Annotated in this window: 15 protein-coding genes; 8 read left to right on the forward strand and 7 right to left on the reverse strand. The window is 74.4% G+C overall.

Annotation, left to right across the window (positions count from 1 at the left end):
- Together QSK03_RS29835 and QSK03_RS29840 are read left to right on the forward strand one after the other, a co-directional pair.
- Positions 1 to 114, forward strand: a 114-nt coding sequence (locus tag QSK03_RS29835; RefSeq protein ID WP_285659285.1) for a transposase, incomplete at its 5' end; no start/stop codon positions are given.
- Between the two features lie 1,537 nt (positions 115 to 1,651).
- Positions 1,652 to 1,948: a hypothetical protein gene (locus QSK03_RS29840; protein ID WP_285659227.1), complete on the forward strand. Its 297-nt coding sequence runs from the start codon at positions 1,652 to 1,654 to the stop codon at positions 1,946 to 1,948.
- 23 nt (positions 1,949 to 1,971) lie between these two features.
- Here QSK03_RS29840 and QSK03_RS29845 read toward each other — a convergent pair whose 3' ends face one another.
- Together QSK03_RS29845 and QSK03_RS29850 are read right to left on the reverse strand one after the other, a co-directional pair.
- Positions 1,972 to 3,078 carry an enolase C-terminal domain-like protein gene (locus QSK03_RS29845; protein ID WP_285659228.1) on the reverse strand — a complete coding sequence of 369 codons (1,107 nt, stop codon included), beginning with the start codon at positions 3,076 to 3,078 and terminating at the stop codon, positions 1,972 to 1,974.
- On the reverse strand, positions 3,075 to 3,998 hold the full coding sequence (locus QSK03_RS29850) for a 2-dehydropantoate 2-reductase (protein ID WP_285659229.1): 924 nt from the start codon (positions 3,996 to 3,998) through the stop codon (positions 3,075 to 3,077). The genes QSK03_RS29845 and QSK03_RS29850 overlap by 4 nt, the downstream gene beginning before the upstream one ends.
- 42 nt (positions 3,999 to 4,040) lie before the next feature.
- Between QSK03_RS29850 and QSK03_RS29855 the strand changes: the two genes are divergently transcribed.
- On the forward strand, positions 4,041 to 4,745 hold the full coding sequence (locus tag QSK03_RS29855) for a TetR/AcrR family transcriptional regulator (protein WP_285659230.1): 705 nt from the start codon (positions 4,041 to 4,043) through the stop codon (positions 4,743 to 4,745).
- A gap of 242 nt (positions 4,746 to 4,987) precedes the next feature.
- Here QSK03_RS29855 and QSK03_RS29860 read toward each other — a convergent pair whose 3' ends face one another.
- Together QSK03_RS29860 and QSK03_RS29865 are read right to left on the reverse strand one after the other, a co-directional pair.
- Positions 4,988 to 5,704 (reverse strand): hypothetical protein, encoded by a 717-nt coding sequence (locus tag QSK03_RS29860; RefSeq protein WP_285659231.1) that lies wholly within the window; start codon positions 5,702 to 5,704, stop codon positions 4,988 to 4,990.
- A gap of 86 nt (positions 5,705 to 5,790) precedes the next feature.
- Positions 5,791 to 8,469, reverse strand: coding sequence for a helix-turn-helix transcriptional regulator (locus QSK03_RS29865; protein WP_285659232.1), 2,679 nt, complete (start codon positions 8,467 to 8,469; stop codon positions 5,791 to 5,793).
- Positions 8,470 to 8,540: 71 nt separating this feature from the next.
- Here QSK03_RS29865 and QSK03_RS29870 point away from each other — a divergent pair, with 71 nt between their 5' ends.
- Together QSK03_RS29870 and QSK03_RS29875 are read left to right on the forward strand one after the other, a co-directional pair.
- Positions 8,541 to 9,365 carry a YhjD/YihY/BrkB family envelope integrity protein gene (locus tag QSK03_RS29870; RefSeq protein WP_285659233.1) on the forward strand — a complete coding sequence of 275 codons (825 nt, stop codon included), beginning with the start codon at positions 8,541 to 8,543 and terminating at the stop codon, positions 9,363 to 9,365.
- A 186-nt stretch (positions 9,366 to 9,551) separates the two neighbouring features.
- Entirely contained in the window at positions 9,552 to 10,376 is an 825-nt protein-coding gene (locus QSK03_RS29875; protein ID WP_285659234.1) for an alpha/beta fold hydrolase, read from the forward strand.
- Positions 10,377 to 10,470: 94 nt separating this feature from the next.
- Here QSK03_RS29875 and QSK03_RS29880 read toward each other — a convergent pair whose 3' ends face one another.
- The gene (locus QSK03_RS29880) at positions 10,471 to 11,214 is read right to left on the reverse strand and encodes a hypothetical protein (protein ID WP_285659235.1); all 744 of its coding nucleotides are present in this window, start codon (positions 11,212 to 11,214) and stop codon (positions 10,471 to 10,473) included.
- A 7-nt stretch (positions 11,215 to 11,221) separates the two neighbouring features.
- Positions 11,222 to 12,424 carry an MBL fold metallo-hydrolase gene (locus QSK03_RS29885; protein WP_285659236.1) on the reverse strand — a complete coding sequence of 401 codons (1,203 nt, stop codon included), beginning with the start codon at positions 12,422 to 12,424 and terminating at the stop codon, positions 11,222 to 11,224.
- A 104-nt stretch (positions 12,425 to 12,528) separates the two neighbouring features.
- On the opposite strand from QSK03_RS29885, the gene QSK03_RS29890 reads away from it, so the two are divergent.
- Both QSK03_RS29890 and QSK03_RS29895 read left to right on the forward strand, forming a co-directional pair.
- Positions 12,529 to 15,405 (forward strand): AfsR/SARP family transcriptional regulator, encoded by a 2,877-nt coding sequence (locus tag QSK03_RS29890; protein ID WP_285659237.1) that lies wholly within the window; start codon positions 12,529 to 12,531, stop codon positions 15,403 to 15,405.
- Positions 15,406 to 15,490: 85 nt separating this feature from the next.
- Positions 15,491 to 16,735: an alpha/beta hydrolase family protein gene (locus tag QSK03_RS29895; protein WP_285659238.1), complete on the forward strand. Its 1,245-nt coding sequence runs from the start codon at positions 15,491 to 15,493 to the stop codon at positions 16,733 to 16,735.
- Positions 16,736 to 16,755: 20 nt separating this feature from the next.
- Here QSK03_RS29895 and QSK03_RS29900 read toward each other — a convergent pair whose 3' ends face one another.
- On the reverse strand, positions 16,756 to 17,964 hold the full coding sequence (locus QSK03_RS29900) for a cytochrome P450 (RefSeq protein WP_285659239.1): 1,209 nt from the start codon (positions 17,962 to 17,964) through the stop codon (positions 16,756 to 16,758).
- A gap of 257 nt (positions 17,965 to 18,221) precedes the next feature.
- On the opposite strand from QSK03_RS29900, the gene QSK03_RS29905 reads away from it, so the two are divergent.
- Positions 18,222 to 18,692, forward strand: coding sequence for a hypothetical protein (locus tag QSK03_RS29905; protein WP_285659240.1), 471 nt, complete (start codon positions 18,222 to 18,224; stop codon positions 18,690 to 18,692).
- The last annotated feature ends 109 nt before the right edge of the window (positions 18,693 to 18,801 follow it).

Raw genomic sequence — 18,801 nt, forward strand, 5'->3', positions numbered from 1 at the left:
ACCGAGGCCATCAACGGCCGGCTTGAAGCCCTCCGACGCAACGCCCTCGGGTTCCGCAACCTGATCAACTACCGCATCCGAGCCCTACTGCACTGCGGCGCACTCGCACTCTAATTCCGGAAGAGCCGGCGAAGGGGGAAGACGATTAGCGGTTCACGACAGCGCAGTGCTGCTGTCGCTTCACTCGCCGTCAGCTCGGCGGTTCGGAGCGCCCGTCCGCGGGGGACGCTCGGTGCTCCTCCACCCCAGGATGTCGAAGACCCGCTGGAGCGCGATGTCGATCTCGGCGTCACGGCGGACAGTCCGGAGGAACTGGGGGTAGCGGCGGTCACCGCGCAAGAGGTTGTGGGTTGCGCACCGGTACAGATTGTCCGCTGGCTGGCCATCGGTGATGCCGGATGCAAGCCGCATCGTCGATCAGGTCGAGCTCGGCAGGAATCTTGGTCAACAGTTCGAGATCGTCCCTGCGTGCGTTTCGAGAATGCTGATCGCAGCGTGACCCGGTACGGCAACGCTGAGTGTGGACAACGCTAGTGGATCGCCGGGGTGATGCGATTGGGCGTCGCGACGTGCGGCTCGCCGTCCTGGCCGAGATGCTCGAAGCGTGCACCTGAGTGGGCGTAGTCGGTGCTGACTCCTCGTCAAGAGCATGCGCGGAGGGTCTCGACTGCCCGGCGCGTCTGATCGCGGCTCCATCGGTCCAGAAGGCAGGAAGCTGCCAAGGAGGAACGGTACGGTTAGCCACGCGTCCACGCTAGGACCTAAACGCGCGCGAAGGCTTTACACGATCGGTCGTCGTCGCGGGCGGGCCGTATTCCGCGCGCGCCCCAGCTGTCAAGGCTCTCTGCCTTTGCGCAAAGTCTTGCTCGCCCGCTTCGGTCGTATGGAATGATGGGAATCATCTCGTTGGTGAACTGCAAATGGTAACCTTCGATGCAGATCGGACAATTCATGACAACTAGGGACCCGGAATCCCAATACTTCGTACGTCTTATGGACGAGCCGGTGCCTGCCTGGATCACCGCTGCCCAGGCGACGCCGTGGACATTGCTAGCCGGGCCTGTCATACCTGCGACAGCAATGATGGGGTGAGCCACCCGTTTGTGTCCCTCGACAGCATCCAGGCCGTGCGGGGCACGGCCGAGACGAGCACCTGCATGCGGAAACGGTTGCTGAGCCCCCGGCACTCTCGAGTCTGCCCACACGCCCCAAGCGAGCGTCAAGATCGCTCCGCGTGGTGCGGATCGTGGTGCGAACTGGGGGCTACGAGCGACTCGTGGGGCCCTCAAAGACGCGAGAGTGAGAACAAAGACGCTGGTAGGAGCCTCGAGACACACGTTCCCGCGTTCTTACAAGCCGTCGGTCGCAGGTTCGAATCCTGCCCGCGCCCACGCAGCCGGGTCGGGGCAGGGGTCTGCGGAGTCCCGCGGCACCTACGGCTGGCCGCGGGTGCACGCCGAGTCGGTGAGCCAGAGCTGGTCAAGGCCGTCGACGGTGAACTGGCGCCCACTCACGTTCCGGCGGCGAGCAGGCGTTGTCCAAGATCACTGACCCCACACCGTCGGTGTCCGGTCCCGGGAGCCAACCTCACCTGCTCGTGCAGTCCAGGATCGGTGCGATCGCCGAGGGCCCTGGGGTCCTGTGGCCGACCATGGCGCTGCTCGGGATCGGCAATGGGCTCGCGATCCCCGCGATGATCGCGTCCGTGCTGGCGGTCGTGGCACCCACGACCTCCGGGACAGCAGCTGGGCTGCTGACGACGACCCAGCAGGTGGCCATGGCCTTCGGGGTTGCGGTCTTCGGCTCGATTCAGTCGGTGGCGATCGGCGGGTCGACGGACGCCACCTCCGGCTACGTTTACGGGCTGTCGGCGACCCTGGTGGTGGCGACGACCCTGCTCGCTCTGGCCGCGCTCTCATCGACGGTCCTGTACCGGCGATCCGGTTGAGGACGTGCCCGGCTCGGGTGGCGTCAGGCCAGGCGATACCGCGCGACGGCTTCCTCGTCCCACTCGATGCCGGTTCCCGGACGGTCCGGTGGGGTGGCGGCGCCGGTGGTGACGTCCAGCGGCTCGCGGAGCACCGGGGCGGCCCAGTCGACGTACTCGAGCCAGTGGGCTGTCGGTGTCGCGGCGAGCAGGTGGGTCGAGATCTCGGGGTAGAGGTGGTTGGACATCGGGATCGCGGCGACGTCGGCGAGCGCGGCGGCCTGCAGCCAGCCGGTGACTCCACCGATCCGGTCCACGTCGGGCATGACGAGGTCGCTGGCCCGCGAGGCGAGAGCCGTGGACATCGCCCGCGGGCCCGCGAAGTTCTCCCCGATCTGGATCGGGGTGCGGAGCTCGGCGGTGAGCTCGGCGGCGCCCGTGTAGTCGTCGTGGCGGATCGGCTCCTCGATCCACGTCAGACCGAGCTCGTCGAGCTGCCCGCACCGCTGCCGAGCCGACGGCAGATCGAGTGCCTGGTTGTAGTCGGCCATGATGGCCACATCCCGCGGGAGCGCGCGGCGCACGGCCTCCACGGCGTCCCGGTCGTCCTCGGGAACGGTCCGGCCCAGGCGCAGCTTCACCGCGGCCATGCCCTCGGCGGCGAGCTCGGCGGCCTCGGCGGCCACGGTCTCGGTGGCGGCGGGCCCGAGACCGTTGCTGTTGTAGGCGGGAACCGGGCGCGGATCGGCGCCCAGCAGGCGGACGAGGGGGAGCTGGGCGGCGATCGCGAGCGCGTCCCAGCAGGCCATGTCGAGTCCGGCGAGCAGGCCGGCGATCGGGCCGCCGACGCCGGCGAGCTTGTACCGGGCGGTGAGCACGCGGCGCAGCGCGGCCGGCTGGGCCGAGAGCCCCACGAGCGCGCCGGCGACCTCGCGGGTGAGCGCGAGGACGGCACGACCGACCGGCTCGAGGTAGCAGAACAGGTAGGAGCGGCCGGTGATGCCCTGCTCGGTGTGGACGTCGAGGAGCGCCAGCGGCGCGTGGGTCATGCGGCCCGCGCTCGTGTGGAGGGGCCGGCGCATCGGGACCTGCACCAGTCGGGCATCGACGGCCCGCAGGGTCAGTGCCGGTACATGGCCGGGTGCGCTCATCGGTCGCTGCCCTGCGCGTGGACGGCGAGCACGTCGGCAATCGCACGGTTGGCCGGGGTCGACACCCCGAGTCGCTCGCCGCGGGCCACGACGTCGCCGCTGAGCCAGTCGACCTCCAGACGGTGGCCCTGCTCGAGGTCGCGGTGCATGGACGAGGTCATCGTGGCGGGGACGGTGTCGACGAAGGCGATCCGGTCGTCGGCGAAGTCCGCCGGCAAGGCGACGCCCTGGGCACGAGCGACCAGGACGACCTCGTCCATGACGTCGTGGACGAAGGCCCGCGATCGCGGGGTGCTCCGGATCGGGCCGATCGTCGTACGAGCCAGGCTCGTGGTGCCCGAGAGTCCGACGAGGAAGACGAACTTCTCCCACGTGCTGCGCTCGATCTGCTCGCTGACCTCGACGTCGACGCCGGCGTCGGCGAGCGCCGCGCGAAACGCCTCAACCCGCGGTGAGCGTGTGCCGTCGAACTCGCCGATCACGATGCGCTGCAGGGAGCCGGAGTGCTCGATCACGCCGGGCTCCGCGATCGTGGCCGCGATGTAGCACACCCCACCGAGCACGTGCGCCGCGCCGACGGTCCGCGTGAGGACGTCGTCCTTCATCACACCGTTCTGCAACGACACGACGGCTGTCGCGTCGCCCACGAGCGGCGCAAGCGAGGCGACGGCCTGCTCGGTGTCCCAGAGCTTGACCCCCACGACGACCACGTCGACGGGACCGATCTCGGTGGGGTCGTCGGTGACCCTGGGGTGGGGGAGGTGCACGTCGCCCAGCGGGCTGCGGACCTGCAGGCCCTGGCTTCGGAGGGCGTCGAGGTGCCGACCGCGCGCCAGGAACGCCACCTCGTGTCCGGCGCCCGCGAGCCGGGCCCCGAAGTAGCCGCCGATCCCGCCGGTACCCACCATCGCCACGCGCATCTCGACCTCCTCCTAACTGAAAGATCATTCAAGAATAGCAGAGTGTCAGCAGCTGAGCGGCCTGCCAGAGGGCATCACCGAGCAGGAGGAGCCGCTGGGCTCGGCTACGATCGTCCCGTGGGCCGCACCCGGGGCTTCGATACGGAGCAGGCGCTCGACGCAGCGCTCGAGACGTTCTGGGTGCATGGCTACGACGCGAGCTCGATGCCGGAGCTCTGCCGGGCGATGGGGATCCAGCCAGGAAGTGCGTACGCCGCGTTCGGTTCCAAGCGGGATCTGTTCCGCGCCGCGCTGCAGCGCTACGCCCGCACCGTGTCGTCCGAAGCCGTCCTGGGTCTGACGTCCTCGCCGTCCGGCCTCGACGGCCTGAGAAGCTACTTCGACGATCTCGTCGAGGCGATGGTGGACGGCCGCCGGCGGTGGGGTTGCCTGATCACGAACTCCCTGGTCGAGTTCGCCGAACGCGATCCCGATCTCGCCGGCGTCTTCGATCTTCATCTGGCGAACCTCGAGGCCGCCTTCGAGGCGGCGCTGACGCGAGCGAAGGCCGCGGGCGACCTCCGTTCCGGCGCGGGTCCGGAGCAGGCCAAGCTGCTCGTCGCCGTCGTGCAGGGCATGAACGTGCTCGCGAAAGCAAGGCCAGGGCGGCCCGCGTTGCGCTCGGTGGCGGACGCGGCGCTCGCCGGTCTCGTGGCCGCGCCCGACGCCCCGAGGCTGAGCGATCGGTGCGGGTACCTGCAGGACTGAGACCGCTTTCCCGACCGACCTTCGGAATCCACGGACGCCGCATGGCCGGGCACCGCGCCCTACGCGCCCTACGCGCCCTACGCGCCCTACGCGCCCTACGCGCCCTACGCGGTCGTCGACGGTCGTTACCGCGGTCGGCTACGAGGGAGACGTCATTCCGTCCGGCGGATTGCTGCGCTTGTGTGGTGGAGGCGTAGTGGTGGGCCAGGATTGAAGCGCAGGTTCGAATCTGCCGCGCCCACTCAGCCCTCCGTGACGGATCTCGCGCGCCTGAGCAGGACGGCGGACAGGGCAATGATCCAGACGACGAAGGTCAGCGGCAGGTAGAGGCCGAGCGGTCCGTCGAGGGCGAACGGTCCGCTGGTGGCGAGGGCGGTCACCGACACGAGACGGGCGACGATCGCGACGACGCCGACCGCGGTCACCCAGGTGGGGACCAGGCGCGCCCGGTGCAGCCCCGCGCCGATCCCGGCGACCATGGCGACGTCCGGGAAGGCGCACGCGGAGAGGGCGACGAACTGGCCCGTGTAGATGCCCGCGACGAGGCCGGGGTCGGCGCCGATGGCGGCGAGGTGGAGGGCCAGGCCGCCGAAGACGGCCGAGACGCAGCTGAGCGCGTTGGTGAGGACGGCGGCGACCAGGCCGACGCGCAGCGCGATCCCGCCGGGAGCGGATCGCGGCACCGACCACGCGAGGAGCGCGGCCATGGTCGTCAGGAGCGTGGCGAACAGCGCCGTCAAGGGGAGCGCGAACACCATGCCCCCGGCGGCGGCCGCGAGCCCGGCGGCGACGGCGGCGCTGCCGTCGGAGAGATGGACGTCGGTCGGTGTGGCCACGAGCGCGCTGAGCACCGCCGCGATCGCCCCCAGCCCCGCGACGGCCGCCCACCGCAACGGCGTCCGCCCGGGCCGGGGGTCGGTGAGACGGTCGGGGTCGGGTCGGGCGACGGACGTCGTCATCGGGCTCTCCTGTCCTGGCGGTGCTGGCTCCGCAGGAGAGTCGCGCCCCGGGGGCAGGGGATCATCGGCCGAAATGCCGAGATCCGTCATCCGCCGTGGCGCTGGACGATCACGACGAGCTCGGTGCGGCGGGTGACCCCGAGCTTGGCGAAGACGCGCGCGAGGTGGGACTGCACGGTGCGCGGTGAGACGAAGAGCTGCTCGGCGATCCCGCTGTTCGTCAGGCCGTCGGCGGCGAGCCGCGCGACCTGCTGCTCGGCCGGGGTCAGCGCCGCCCATCCTTCGGCCGGACGGTTGCGGGGCCCGCGCGTGCCGGAGGCCAGTCGGGTGGCCTGCGCCTCGGACAGGGCACGGCCCTGTTGCCAGAGCTCGTCGAAGGCCTCGTCGCCGAGGACGGCGCGGATCTCGCGACACGATGCCGCGGCGCGGCGGCCGCCGGCGGTCGGCTCGCACCATCCGAGTCGTTCGCGATGAGCGGCGGCCGCGCCGAGGAGACGGACGACCCGGGGGCCGGTCCGTTCGACGTCGGCGAGTGCCTCCCAGCACTCGATCACGCCGAAGGCGTCCCCGAGCGCGGTGGCGATCTCCAACGCGGCGTGCAGGTCCGCGACACCGGCGCGGGGATCCCGCGCGGACGCCGCCCGGCCGGCGGTCCGGGTTGCGAGGGACTCGGCCCAGCGGTCGCCGATGCGCCGGGACGCCGCACGAGCGTCGACGGCGAGCGTCACGGCGCCGTCGACGTCGTCCCGGTCCAGTGCCGCGGCGGCCTGTTCGGCGAGCACCTGCGCCACCAGCAACGGGGCCGGCCCCGCGGTCGTGGCGGCCGCGCCGGCGAGCAGCTCGGCGCGCGTGTCGGGGGCGGCGAGGGCGGAGCTCTGGAGCAGGGCGTAGACCTCCAGCGCCGGAGCACCCGCGGCGGCGGCGAGTTCGTGGGCGCGGGAGGCGTGGTGCTCGGCGTCGGGGCGGTCGCCGCGGCGCCGGCCGACGCCCGCCAGGACGGTGTGCACCCACGAGGCGCGGTAGTCGCCGCCGAGGGCGCTCACCAGCGCAAGACCGGCGCGCGCGTCGCGCTCGGCGTCGGCGAGCCGACCCTGGGCCAGGGCCAGGTGCGCACCGACGCCCAGGCCGAAGCCCTCGCCCTGGAGGTTGCCCGCGCCGCGCGCGACGGTCAGGCACTCCGCGACCGCCGCGTGCGCCGCCGCGACGTCACCGCGCATCACCTCGACGTAGCCGAGCGCGCCCGCGGCGTCGGCCAGGTTCCACGCGTCCTCGGCCCCACGGGCCAGCGGCACCGCCTCGGCCAGCAGCGCCTCGGCCCGGTCCAGCTCGCCGCCGGACCACGCGAGCTGACCCAGCCAGCTCAGGGCGCGGCCGGCGATGCGGTCGTCGCTGAGCCAGCGGGACATCTGCAGGCTCTCCTGCGTCGCGGGCAGCGCGACCGCGACGTCCCCGGTGAACATGCCCAGCACCCCGAGCCCCCACAGCGCCGCGGCGCGGGTGGCCGTCGGCTCCGTCGGGGCGCGGTCGAGCGCCACCCGGAGCCAGGTGACGCCCTCGGAGATCGACCCGCGCAGGTGCCAGAAGGACGTCAGCGCGGCCGCGAGCCGCAGCGCCGCCGCACCACCGCCCGACCCGTCCGACGTGGCCCACGAGAGCGCCGCGCGGAGGTCGGGCTGCTCGGCCTGGAGCCGGTCCAACCACGCGAGCTGGTCGGCGCCCGTCAGCGCGGGCTCGGCACGTTCGGCCAGGTCCAGGAAGGTCCGGCAGTGCGCCGTTCGCGCAGCGGCGAGCTCGTCGCGGGCCTCCAGCTCCCGGACGGCGAACGCGCGCACCGTGTCCAGCATGCGGTACCGCGTGGGCGTGGCCGCGGTGTCGGCGGCGAGCAGCGAGCTCGCGGTCAGCTCCGCGAGCACGGCGTCGACGTCGGTGGGGGACAGCTCGCCGATCGCGCCCGCGGTCGCGGCGGTGAACGGCCCGGCGAAGACCCCGAGGCGGCGGAACGCGGTCCGCGCCGGCTCGGGGAGCAGCTCGTGGCTCCGGCCGATGGCGGTCGTCAGGCTCCCGTGACGCGAGCGTGTCGGCCCTCCGGCGACCGCGAGCACGCCGAGCGGATCCTCGAGCCGGTCGTGGATCTCGGCGACGCCGAACACCCGGCGCAACGCCGCGGCGAGCTCGATGGCCAGCGGCAAGCCGTCCAGACGACGACAGATCGCCTCCACCTCGGCGGGATCGTCGTCGACCTCCGGCCCGGTCGCCCGGGCGCGCCGCACGAAGAGCTCCCGGCCCTCGGCGAAGTCGAGCGGGCCCAGCCGGAACACCTTCTCGCCGTCGACGCCGAGGATCCGCCGGCTGGTGGCCAGCACCTGCGCCGACGGGCATCGTTCGAGTATCTCGACGACCACCCGACCGCACCCGGCGACGAGGTGCTCGCAGTCGTCCAGGATCAGCAGGGTCGCCTGCGGGCCGAGACGGTCGACCAGGGCGTCGGTCACCGAGTGCCCCGGAGACGCCCGCACGCCGAGGGCCTCGCCGACGGCATCGGCGACGAGGCCCGGGTCGGCGACCCCCGCGAGGTCGACGAGCCACGCCCCGCCGGCCCACCGGTCCTGCCCTGAGCGCGCGACCTCCAGGGCCAGCCTGCTCTTCCCGGCACCCCCGGGCCCGCAGACGGTGACGAGCCGCGCGCCGGCCAGGGCGGCCTCGAGACGGCGGCGTTCCCCGCCGCGCCCCACGAACCCGCTCAGCGGGTACGGCAGGTTCCCCACCACGACCACCCCGAGCAGGAACCTACGTCCCGGATGCTCGAGGAGGCAGTCGGTGGGCGATCCTCACCACCATGCGCCGGACGATCGCGCTGATGCGTCGCGTGGGTCAGCGGATGACCGAGATCAGTGGTTACGACCGGGCCGTCGCGCTGGCCGCCCACGTGTTCACGGCGATCCTGCCGATGCTGCTGGTGCTCGACGCGCTGCTGCCCCGGGACGCCCGGCGCCCGGCGGGGGACGCGCTCGCCACCAGCCTCGGGCTGTCGAGCTCCGCAGCCTCGGCGATCACCGCGGCGCTCCCGCCCTCCGCGGGCACCGCCCCGGAACCGTCCGGCGGGCTGACCGTCGTCGGGGCGCTGCTGCTCGCCGCCGCCGTGTTCGGGTTCGCCCGGACCCTGCAACGCACCCACCACGCGGTGTGGGGCCTCGGCCCCGGGGGAGCCCGCGACCGGGCCGCCGGCGCCCTGGCCGCCGTGGTCCTGGTGGCCGAGTACGGCCTGCTCGCGTGGTTCGGTCCCGACCTCGTCCGGCCCGTCGGCAGCGTCGTGCTGGGCTTCGTCGGGCACGCGGTGTTCGCCACGGCGCTGTGGTGGGTCCTGCAGTGGATGCTGCTCGCCGGACGGGTCCGGTGGCGCTCGCTCCTGCCGGGGTCGCTGCTCACCGGTCTCGCGCAGTCCGTCGTGGTCACCCTCTCGGGCAGCTACCTCCCGTTCTCGATCACCGGGCAGGCCGCGCGCAACGGCCTCGCCGGCGTCGTCATCGCCTTCCTGTCCTGGCAGGTCGTGCTCAGCGTCCTGATCGTCACCGCGGCGGTCGTCGGTGCCGAGGTCGCGGCCCGCGACCGGTCGCAAGACGCCGACGCCGCGCACGGCGCAGAATCCGGGCGTCCCCGCTAGCGGGAGGTGTCCCCGCTCGCCGACGGCCGCCTCGGCGGGAGCACTGTTTCCTGCCGGCTGTCGACACGGCGTGCCGCCGCGGGCAGCCTCGGTGTCGTGTCGCCGCGGTGCGCCCCCGCACCGCGAAGCAGCACGGAGCCGACCCCCCTCGGTCGCGAACGCGTCCCGGACAGAGAGAAGCCGCCCATGCCCACGGTGACCACCTCCGACGGCCTCGAGATCTTCTACAAGGACTACGGGTCGGGTCAGCCGATCGTCTTCTGCCACGGCTGGCCGCTGTCGTCGGACGACTGGGACACCCAGATGCTGTTCTTCCTCAACGCGGGCTTCCGGGTCGTCGCCGCCGACCGGCGCGGCCACGGTCGGTCGACCCAGACCGCCGACGGGCACGACATGGACCACTACGCCGACGACCTGGCCGCGGTGGTGAACCACCTCGACCTGCACGACGCGGTGTTCGTCGGCCACTCCACCGGCGGGGGCGAGGTCGCGCACTACCTGGGCCGCCACGGGCAGGACCGCGCGGCCGGCGCGGTGCTGATCAGCGCGGTACCGCCCCTGATGGTCCAGACCGACGCCAACCCGAAGGGCACCCCGAAGTCGGCCTTCGACGACCTGCAGGCCCAGCTCGCGGCCAACCGCTCGGTGTTCTACCGCGACCTCGCCGCCGGCCCCTTCTACGGGTTCAACCGCCCGGGTCGCGACCCTCAGGAAGCGATCATCCAGAACTGGTGGCGTCAGGGGATGACCGGGGGGACGAAGGCCCACTACGACGGGATCGTGGCGTTCTCGCAGACCGACTTCACCGACGACCTGAAGAAGATCTCCGTGCCGGCACTCGTGATGCACGGTGACGACGACCAGATCGTCCCCATCGACGCCTCGGCGAGGATGTCCGCTCAGGTGCTGCAGAACGCCACGCTGAAGATCTACGAGGGCTTCCCGCACGGCATGCCGACCACCGAGGCGCCGACCATCAACGCCGACCTGCTCGAGTTCATCCGCTCCTGAGCCGCCGGAGATCGCGGGCCGCCCGATCCCGTGCGCGGGTCGGGCGGCCCGGCGCTGCCGGGTGCACCGGGGCGGACCCCGAGCTCCGCGCCGGCTACGGTCTGCGCGCCACCTCCACGACCCACGCCATCGCCGCGTCGACGGTCGCGGTCGACGGCAGCGCTCGCTGTGGAGCGCGGGTGTCCGGCGGGAGCACGTCGTCCGCCGAGCACCACACGACGCCCGCGACGTCGTCGCCGGCACGCATCGAGGCGGTCACGACCGGAGCCGCCGACCCCCAGCCGACGAGCACCACCGGGCACCGGACCCCGTACCCGCGCGCGAGCCCCACGGGGTCCGTGACGCGCCCGGCCACGACCAGGCAGCCCGCGCCACGGCCCGTCGCCGGCACCCCGAACCGCGCCCACCCCGCCTCCGCGGGGAGTCCGTCCGGCATCGGCACCAGCGCGCACACGTCCCCGCCCGCGCCGAACAGGTACGTGTCCGGCGCGACCGCCTCGGCCGGGCACGGCAGCAGCGGCAGCGCCGCCCGGAACGCCGCGACCTGGGCGGCGCGGTTGCCCCGGTGCGACACCGACGACGGCGGGAACACGTGACCCGCGAACCCGTAGGCCTCGGCCGCCGCCAGCAGCGCCGAGCAGGCACCCGCGACGTCGTCGGCCGCCAGGCGGTCGTCGCCGGCAGCGACGGCACGGTCGCCCTCGGCCCGCCAGAACCGCTCCCACCCCGCCGCGTCGCCGACACGGGTACGGCGTGCCGCCGCGGCGACGGCGGCCGGGTCGGCGGCTCCCGGGTCGCCGAGCAGGCGGTCGAACGTCGGGTCGGGGTGACGGCGCACGAGGGCGTCAGGAGCGACGGAACGTCGGCCGGCCCCGGGCGTCGGCGCCGGTGGGCAGCCCGAGCAGCAGGCAGTGGTTGAGCAGTGTCTGCTTGAGGAAGACGGCGAACACCGGGAACTGCAGGCTCCGCTGCACGGCGATCACCGACCGCGGGGCGGCGTCGGTCACGAGCTCGGTGTAGAGGTCGTCGACGCACAGGCCCTCCGGGTGGCGCCGCAGGACCGCGTCGACCGCCGCGGTGAACTCCTCCCCGGTGTCGAGGATCTGCTGCAGGCGGGCCCGGGCCTCCCCGCCCCGGACCGGCAGCAACGGGGCGTGCCCGGCGCCGACGCCGTCGAGCAACCCCTCGTCGATCATCGTGATCGCCCGCACCGCGGTCGCGGCCGTGCGGCGCGGGTCCGAGTCGGTCCAGATCGGCACGGCGCTGGTCTCGTCGGCCAGCATGAGGAACCGCGCGTCGGGCAGGTGGTAGACGACGCCGCCGGCGGAGTGGCCGCCCGACTCCAGGACCTGGACCTCCGGGCGGCCCGCGTCATCGGTGAACGTCCAGCCGGTCCAGCGCGTCGACCCGATCGCGATCTCCTCGGCCCGCCCCCGGTCCTCGTAGTCGACCATCGAGGCGACGCACGGGTGCACCGCGGGATAGGTGCGGAGCAGGATCTCGACGACGAACGACGGGACGAAGCCGCTCAGTGCCGGCCCGAGCCCGAGCGCGTCCATCCGCTTGCCGAGGTCCGCGACGTCGTCGGCCGTCAGGTTCGCGGGGGCGCCGAGCGCGCGCAGCAGGTCGGCGAACCGGTCCGCGGGCAGGTCCAGGCCCGCCAGGTGGTCGAAGTACGCCACGCCCGAGCGGTACATGCGCGCGAAGAACGCCGCGTGGTCGACGGCGGCGGGCCGCGACGCGCGCGGGATGTGGTGCCGCCGCGTGGCCGCGGGGATCGCCGCCATGACGTGGTTGTTGCCGAGGTGGTCCACGTGCCCGTGGCTGTTGAGCAGGAGGACCTCCTCGATCCCCGTGAACCGTGCGGCGACCGCGAGGATCGCCGCGTACTGCTCCGGTCCGGCACCGGTGTCGAGCAGGTAGAGGCGCGGTCCGCGGCGGTACACGGCGACCGTCGGCAGGTCCGGATCGCCCCACAGCGAGTGGGGGTGGCGGCCCTCGACGAGGACCAGGTCGGGGGTGATCTCGTGCAGGCTTCCGACGGTCACGGCGCTGGAGGCTCCCGGCCGCCGCTCTCACGACGGTCTCACGGACGGTGGGCGTCGGTTCCGGGAACGGACGAACCGGCCGCGACCGGCGCTACCGTCGTGGTGTGGAGTTCCGCGATCTCGGGCCTCTCCTCGTCGAGGACGACGACCTCGCGCGCCCGCCCGGCGGCGCCCGCCTCTCCACGGTGCTCGCGGTGCTGCTCGCGCGCGTCGGCGAGACGGTCGCCGCGCCGGCCCTCGTCGAGGCGATCTGGGGCGCCGACGCCTCGGCCCGCAGCGTGAAGGTGCTCGAGTCGCACATCTGGCGGCTCCGCAAGATCCTCGAACCGGACCGTGGCCCGCGGGCGGCGCCGACCGTGCTGCGCACCGAGCCGACGGGCTACCGACTCGCCGTCGACCCCGCGCACCTCGACTCGCACCGGCTGGTGGCGACGAGCGCGTCCGCGCGCGCCCTGCTCCTCGCGGGCCGCCACGGCGAGGTCCTCGCGGCGAGCGAGCAGGCGCTGGCCCGCTGGCGGGGACCGTTCTGCGAGGACGTCGCCGACACAGGGTGGCTCGCGCCCGTGCGCGAGCGCTTCTCCGACCTGCGCCTCGACCTCGCCGAGCACCGTGCCGACGCGCTGATGGCCGTCGGGCAGCCCGAGCGCGCCGCCCACGAGCTCGCCGCGCTCGTCAGCGAGCACCCGCTGCGCGAGCGGCTGTGGGAGCGCCGAATCCTCGGGCTGTACCGCTCGGGGCGCCAGGCCGCGGCACTCGCGGCCCACGACCAGGTCCGCCGCCTGCTCGCCGAGGAGCTCGGCGTCGACCCCGGACCGGCGCTCGCCGATCTCCACCAGCGGATCCTCACCCACGCGGACGGGCTGCGCCCGCCGCCGGCACCGGAGACGGAGCGGCCGGCGGTCGACCTGCGGCTGCCGGGCCGGCGGCGGAGCATCCTCGGTCGCGACACCGAGTGCGCGGAGATCGCGTCACGCCTGCGCCCCGGCGCGCTCGTGACGGTGCTCGGTCCCGGGGGCGTCGGCAAGACGCGGCTCGCGACGGAGGTCGCCGCCGGCGCGGGGGACCGCTTCCCCGACGGCGTGTGGTTCGTCGACCTCGCGCCGGTGACGGTCGCCGACGCCGTGCCGGCGGCCGTCGCCGACGCGCTCGCCCTGAGCCCCGTGCCCGGCGCGTCGGCGCAGGACGTGGTCGCCGCCCACCTCGCCGACCGCCGGGCCCTCGTCCTGCTGGACAACTGCGAGCACCTGATCCCGGGGGCCGGCGCGCTCGTCGACCGGCTGCTGGACCGGTGCCCCGGCACGGCCGTGCTGGCCACCAGCCGCGAGCCCCTCGAGGTGGCGGGCGAGGTCCGGCACCTCCTCGGCCCCCTCCCGGTGCCCGACGGTCCGCCCGAGGAGCTCGCGACGTCGGCCGTCGTCCGGCTGTTCCTCGAGCGGGCGGCGGACGACCGCCCCGACCTCGATCCGGGCGGGCCGGACGGGCCGCTGCTGCGCCGGATCTGCGCGGCGGTCGGCGGCCTGCCGCTGGCGGTCGAGCTCGCCGCCGCCCGGGCCCGGTCGTTCGAGCTCGCCGAGATCGCCGAGAGCCTCGAGCGCTCGCCCGGGGATCTCGCGCGCAGCGGCCCCGGTCCCGACCGCCACGCGACCCTGCTCGAGACCGTCGCGTGGAGCTACCGCCTGGCGGGGCCGGACGAGCAGGTCCTGCACCGCCGGCTCGCGGTCCTGCCGGGGCCGTTCACCCTGGAGGGCGCGGCGGCCCTCTGCCGGCCCGCGCCGCTGCGGGCCGAGCAGGCGCTCGACCTGCTCGGAGGGCTGGCGCACCGGTCCCTCGTCACCGCGGTCCGGCCGGGCACGGCGGGCCGGGCGACGACGTTCACGCAGCTGGTGCCGATCCGTGCGCACGCCGACCAGGTCCTCGCGCCGGGGGAGCGGGAGGCGGCGACGGCGGCGCGGGACCGCTGGGTGCTCGACAGCGTCGCCGCGGGGCCGCTCCCGGGTGCCGCGGACCAGCCCGCCTTCTACGACTGGCTCGACGACAACGTGGCCGCGGTCCGCGCCTGCCTCCGGTCGTTGCTCGTCGAGCGGCCCGACCCGGCGGGACCCCGGCTCGCCGCTCGCCTGCTCGTGTACTGGCACGACCGCGAGCGGCTCGTGGAGCTGTCCCGCTGGGCGCAGGCCGCGGGCGACGCCGCACCCGTCCTCGCCGGCTTCGACCGGGCGGTCGCCGGCGCCGTCCGCGGGTGCGCCGACGCCCTCGCCCACGACGCGGACGCCGCCGACGGACACCTCGCCGCGACGGTGCCCGCGCTCGCGGTGCCTCCGGTCGACCGGGCCCCGGAGGCGGCGCGCCTGCTGTTCGTCATCGCCATCTGCGCGTGGAGCGGCGACGCGATCGGGTGGGCGACGGACGCCGCCCGCGCCGCGGTCGCGGTGGCCGAGCGGGCCGGGGACCGCCACACGGTGCTGGGCGGGCGGGCCGTGCTCGCCGCCTCGGCGCTGCTCGCCGGGGACGCCGACCGAGCCGTGGCCCTCGCCGATGCCGTGCTGGCGGACAACCGGGCCGTCGGCAACCAGCTCGCGGCCCTGTTCGCCGAGGTCACGCACTCGATCGCCGCGCTGTTCGCCGCGGACGGTGCCGCCGGCCTGCGACACGGCGACGCGGTCCTGCGGACCCAGCTGCGGCTCGGGACCCGGAACTTCGCGGAGTCGCTCGAGTCCCGCGGCGCCCACCTCGCCCACGCCGGCCAGCCGGAGGAGGCCGCGCGCACCTTCGCGGTGTCGTCGGCCCTCAGCGCACGCCAGGGACGGACGTGGCCGTGGCACCCCGGCACCGAGGAGCGGCTGGCGGCGGTGCGCGCCGAGCTGGGCCCCGACGAGTTCGCCGGCCACTGGGCGAGCGGGCTGCGGACGGGTCGTCTCGACCCCACCGAGCTGGTGGCCGGCCTCGTCCTCGACGGTCCGGGGGTCGAGGCGCGGCTCTGAGCGGCTTTGAGCGGGGTGGGAGCCCCGTGAGAGCGGGTCCGCCCATCCTGCGACCGGCCATCCGCCGCCGGTCCGAGGAGCCCGTGTGCCACCCACCGTCCTGACCCCCACGCCCGCCCCGACCCCCCCGACCACCCTGACCGGCCTGGCGTTCCAGGACGCGGAGTTCGACGGGCAGTTCCTCCGGGCGCTCGACACGATCCCCTCCGGCGGCGCCGACGTCGGCGAGTCCTTCATGACCGCGCGCCGCATCGCGCCCGGCGACCACGACGGCTGGTTGCGGGAGTGGCAGGCCCTCGGCGACCGCGTCCTCGCCGCCGCCGACGCGAGCGCCGCCGCGGGTCGGCGGGTCAGCGCGTACGAGGGCTATCTGCGGGCGATGACCTACCACCGGACCTCCGGGATCTTCCTCTACCGGCCGCCGCTCGACCCGGAGTTCGTCGACGCCCACCGTCGCCAGCGGGACGCGTTCGCGCGGGCGGCCGCGCGGTCACCGTGGCGGATCGAACCGGTCGAGATCCCCTACGGGACGACCCCGCTCGCGGCGTGGTGGGTCCGCCCGGACGGGGACGGCCCGCACCCCACCGTCGCGATGGTCGGCGGGTACGACGGCACCAAGGAGGAGTCGTTCGTCGCCGGCGGCGTCGCCGCGCTGCGCCGCGGTTACGCCGTCCTGCTGGTCGACGGTCCCGGACAGGGCGCGGCGCTCACCGAGCAGGGCCTGGTCTTCCGGCCCGACTGGGAGGCCGTGGTCACCCCTCAGGTCGACTGGCTGCTCGCCCGGCCCGAGGTCGACCGGCAGCGCATCGTGCTGATGGGACGCAGCTGGGGCGGCTACCTCGCGCCGCGCGCCGCGACCGTCGAGCACCGGATCGCCGCGCTGGTCGCGGACGCCCCGCAGTACGACCCCGGCGCCGGTGCGAGGTACCTGCTGCCCGAGCAGTACCGGGACCGGTTCGACACCGGGGACCCCGACGAGCTGAACGCCGTCCTGCGCCAGGAGATGGCCGCGAGCCCCGCCGTCGCGTTCATCCTGGATCGCGGGATGCTCACCCACGGGTTCGCGACGCCGATCGACTACCTGCGCGGGTCGGCGGACTACACGCTCGAGGGCCTCGCCCCGCGGATCACGTGCCCGACGCTGCTGTGCACCGGCGAGAACGACGTCCGCGGCAACGCCGCCCAGCCGCTGTTCGACGCGCTGACCGTGCCCAAGGAGTGCCTCCGGTTCACGAACGCCGACGGGGCCGGGGAGCACGACGAGGCGGGCGCCGCGGCGTTGTGGAGCCAGCGGGTCTTCGACTGGCTCGACGCCACCCTCCAGCGCTGAGCGCCCGCCGTTCCGGCCGCTCACCACGTCACCGGTAGCTCCAGCACACCGCCGGTGAGGCTCTCGGTCCGGAGGCGGAGCTCCTCGGGCGGCACGGCGACGCGCAGCGTCGGCACGCGGGCGGGGAGCGCGGCGAACACCTCCCGCAGCTCCACGCGCGCGAGGCTCGCGCCCACGCAGTGGTGGACCCCGTGCCCGAAGCCCAGGTGCGGGTTCTCGGCGCGGTCGCGGTCGAGCTCGGTCGGTGCGGCGAACACCGTCGGGTCCTGGTTGGCGGCCCCGATCGAGAGCACGACGGCCTCGCCGGGCGCGATGGTCACGCCGTCGACCTCGACCGTGTCGTGGGCGTACCGGATGAGCCCGCCGCCGCGCCCACCGCCGGGCACGGGCAGCCGCAGGATCTCCTCGACGACGCGGCCCACGTCGTCCGGCCCGACGGGCGGGCGGACGCCCTCGTGCGGGAACAGGCGCAGCACCCCGGCGTCGATCCGGGTCATCGTGGTCTCGTGCCCGGCGAAGAGCAGGCCGGTCGCGATCCCGGTGACCGCCATGTCGGGGAGGGTCGGGTCCTCCCGCTGGGCGGCCACGAGATCCGAGAGCACGTCCTCGCCGGGCTCGCGCCGCTTCGCCTCGACCAGGCCGCCGACGTACCGGGCGAGCGCGGTGATGCCCGCCCGGCTCGTCTCGGCGTCGTCGATGGTCGCGGCCTGGGAGGACCAGGCCCGGAACGCGTCGCGGTCGGCGTAGGGCACGCCGAGGAGCTCGCAGATGACCAGCGCCGGCAGCGGCTCGGCCAGCGCTGCGTGCAGGTCCGCGGGCCGCTCTCGAGCGAGCAGGTCGTCGATCATCCCGTCGACGAGCTCGCCGACGTGGTCGGCGAGGTGGCGCATGCGCCGAGCCGAGAACGCCGGGGCCAGCAGGCGCCGCATCCGCTGGTGGGACGCGCGCTCCTGCTCGGGGTCCGAGCCGCCCATCGGACCGCCGAGGATCATCCCCTCGTGCAGCCGCGCCGCCTTCTCGGGCTCGGGGTGTGACCGGCCCAGGCGCGGGTCGGCGAGCAGGGAGCGCACCTGGGCGTAGCCGGTGACCAGCCAGGCCTCGTCGCCGACCCGCGTGCGCACGCGCGTCACGGGGGCGTGCTCGCGCAGCGGCCCGAGCGCCGGGGCGAGGCCGAGCGGGTCGGGCGTGGGGAAGGGGAGGCGGGGGAGGTCCGCCGCGGTGTCGGGCACCGGCCCATCGTCGCGCGGTGGTGGGCGGCCGCGCCTCCACCGACGGGTCGAGACGGGGTGGACGCCGTCCCCGGCACCGGGTCGCGCAGCGCGCCGCTGTCCGCGCCCACCACCGGGCGTTGGGTGTCAGCACCCAGGGCGCCCGGGTGTCGCCACGGAAGCCCCCCGACCTCGACCGACCTAGCGTTCTCCCACGACGCCTCCCCACCCTGCCGGCGGTCTCGGGGTCGGGGTGCGGCGCAGGAGAGGAGAAGGCCGTGGTGGACACCGGGCGGTCGACGATCGGGACGGCCCGTCCGTCCGAGGTGCAGCGGTCGACGTGGCTGTGGATCGCGGCCGTCGTGCTGCACGTGGCCTCGCTGCTCGCGGTGTACGTCGCGGTCGCCTCGACGACGAGACGCACGCCCACCGGAGCGCTGTTCGGCGCGCCCCACCTCGTGTTCGTCGTCGTGAGCGCGGCGATCGCTCTGGCGCTCGTGCTCGGCATGCGCAACGGCCGCCACGGGGCGCGCGTCACGCTCACCGTCCTGGGCGTGCTGAACGTCGTCGGCACCGTCGTCGGGCTCGTCTTCGCCCTCGCGTATCCCGTGCCCCGGGGGGTCACGCTCACGCTCGGGGGGCCGGTGGGCGTCGCCATCGACATCGCCCAGACGGTGTGCATCGTCGCCGCGATCGTGCTGTTCTACCGGCCCCGCGCCAACGCCTGGTTCGCCGCGGCACGGCGCTGACGCCCGCCGCCGGCGACCTGGGGGCTTGCCCCCGTCCGCGTCATCGCGTAACACCTCATGGGCGTGCGCGATGCACCGGATGCGATGACGACAGCGGCCGTTCCCACCC

The sequence above is a fragment of the Actinomycetospora sp. NBRC 106375 genome, from assembly GCF_030269665.1.
Lineage (GTDB): Bacteria > Actinomycetota > Actinomycetes > Mycobacteriales > Pseudonocardiaceae > Actinomycetospora.

Excerpts from the sequence above, each read along its gene's own strand:
- QSK03_RS29850 (WP_285659229.1), bottom strand. The coding sequence starts at position 3,998 with ATGCGCGTGGCGATGGTGGGTACCGGCGGGATCGGCGGCTACTTCGGG.
- QSK03_RS29860 (WP_285659231.1), bottom strand. The coding sequence starts at position 5,704 with ATGACGACGTCCGTCGCCCGACCCGACCCCGACCGTCTCACCGACCCC.
- QSK03_RS29875 (WP_285659234.1), top strand. The coding sequence starts at position 9,552 with ATGCCCACGGTGACCACCTCCGACGGCCTCGAGATCTTCTACAAGGAC.
- QSK03_RS29840 (WP_285659227.1), top strand. The coding sequence starts at position 1,652 with ATGGCGCTGCTCGGGATCGGCAATGGGCTCGCGATCCCCGCGATGATC.
- QSK03_RS29870 (WP_285659233.1), top strand. The coding sequence starts at position 8,541 with ATGCGCCGGACGATCGCGCTGATGCGTCGCGTGGGTCAGCGGATGACC.
- QSK03_RS29845 (WP_285659228.1), bottom strand. The coding sequence starts at position 3,078 with ATGAGCGCACCCGGCCATGTACCGGCACTGACCCTGCGGGCCGTCGAT.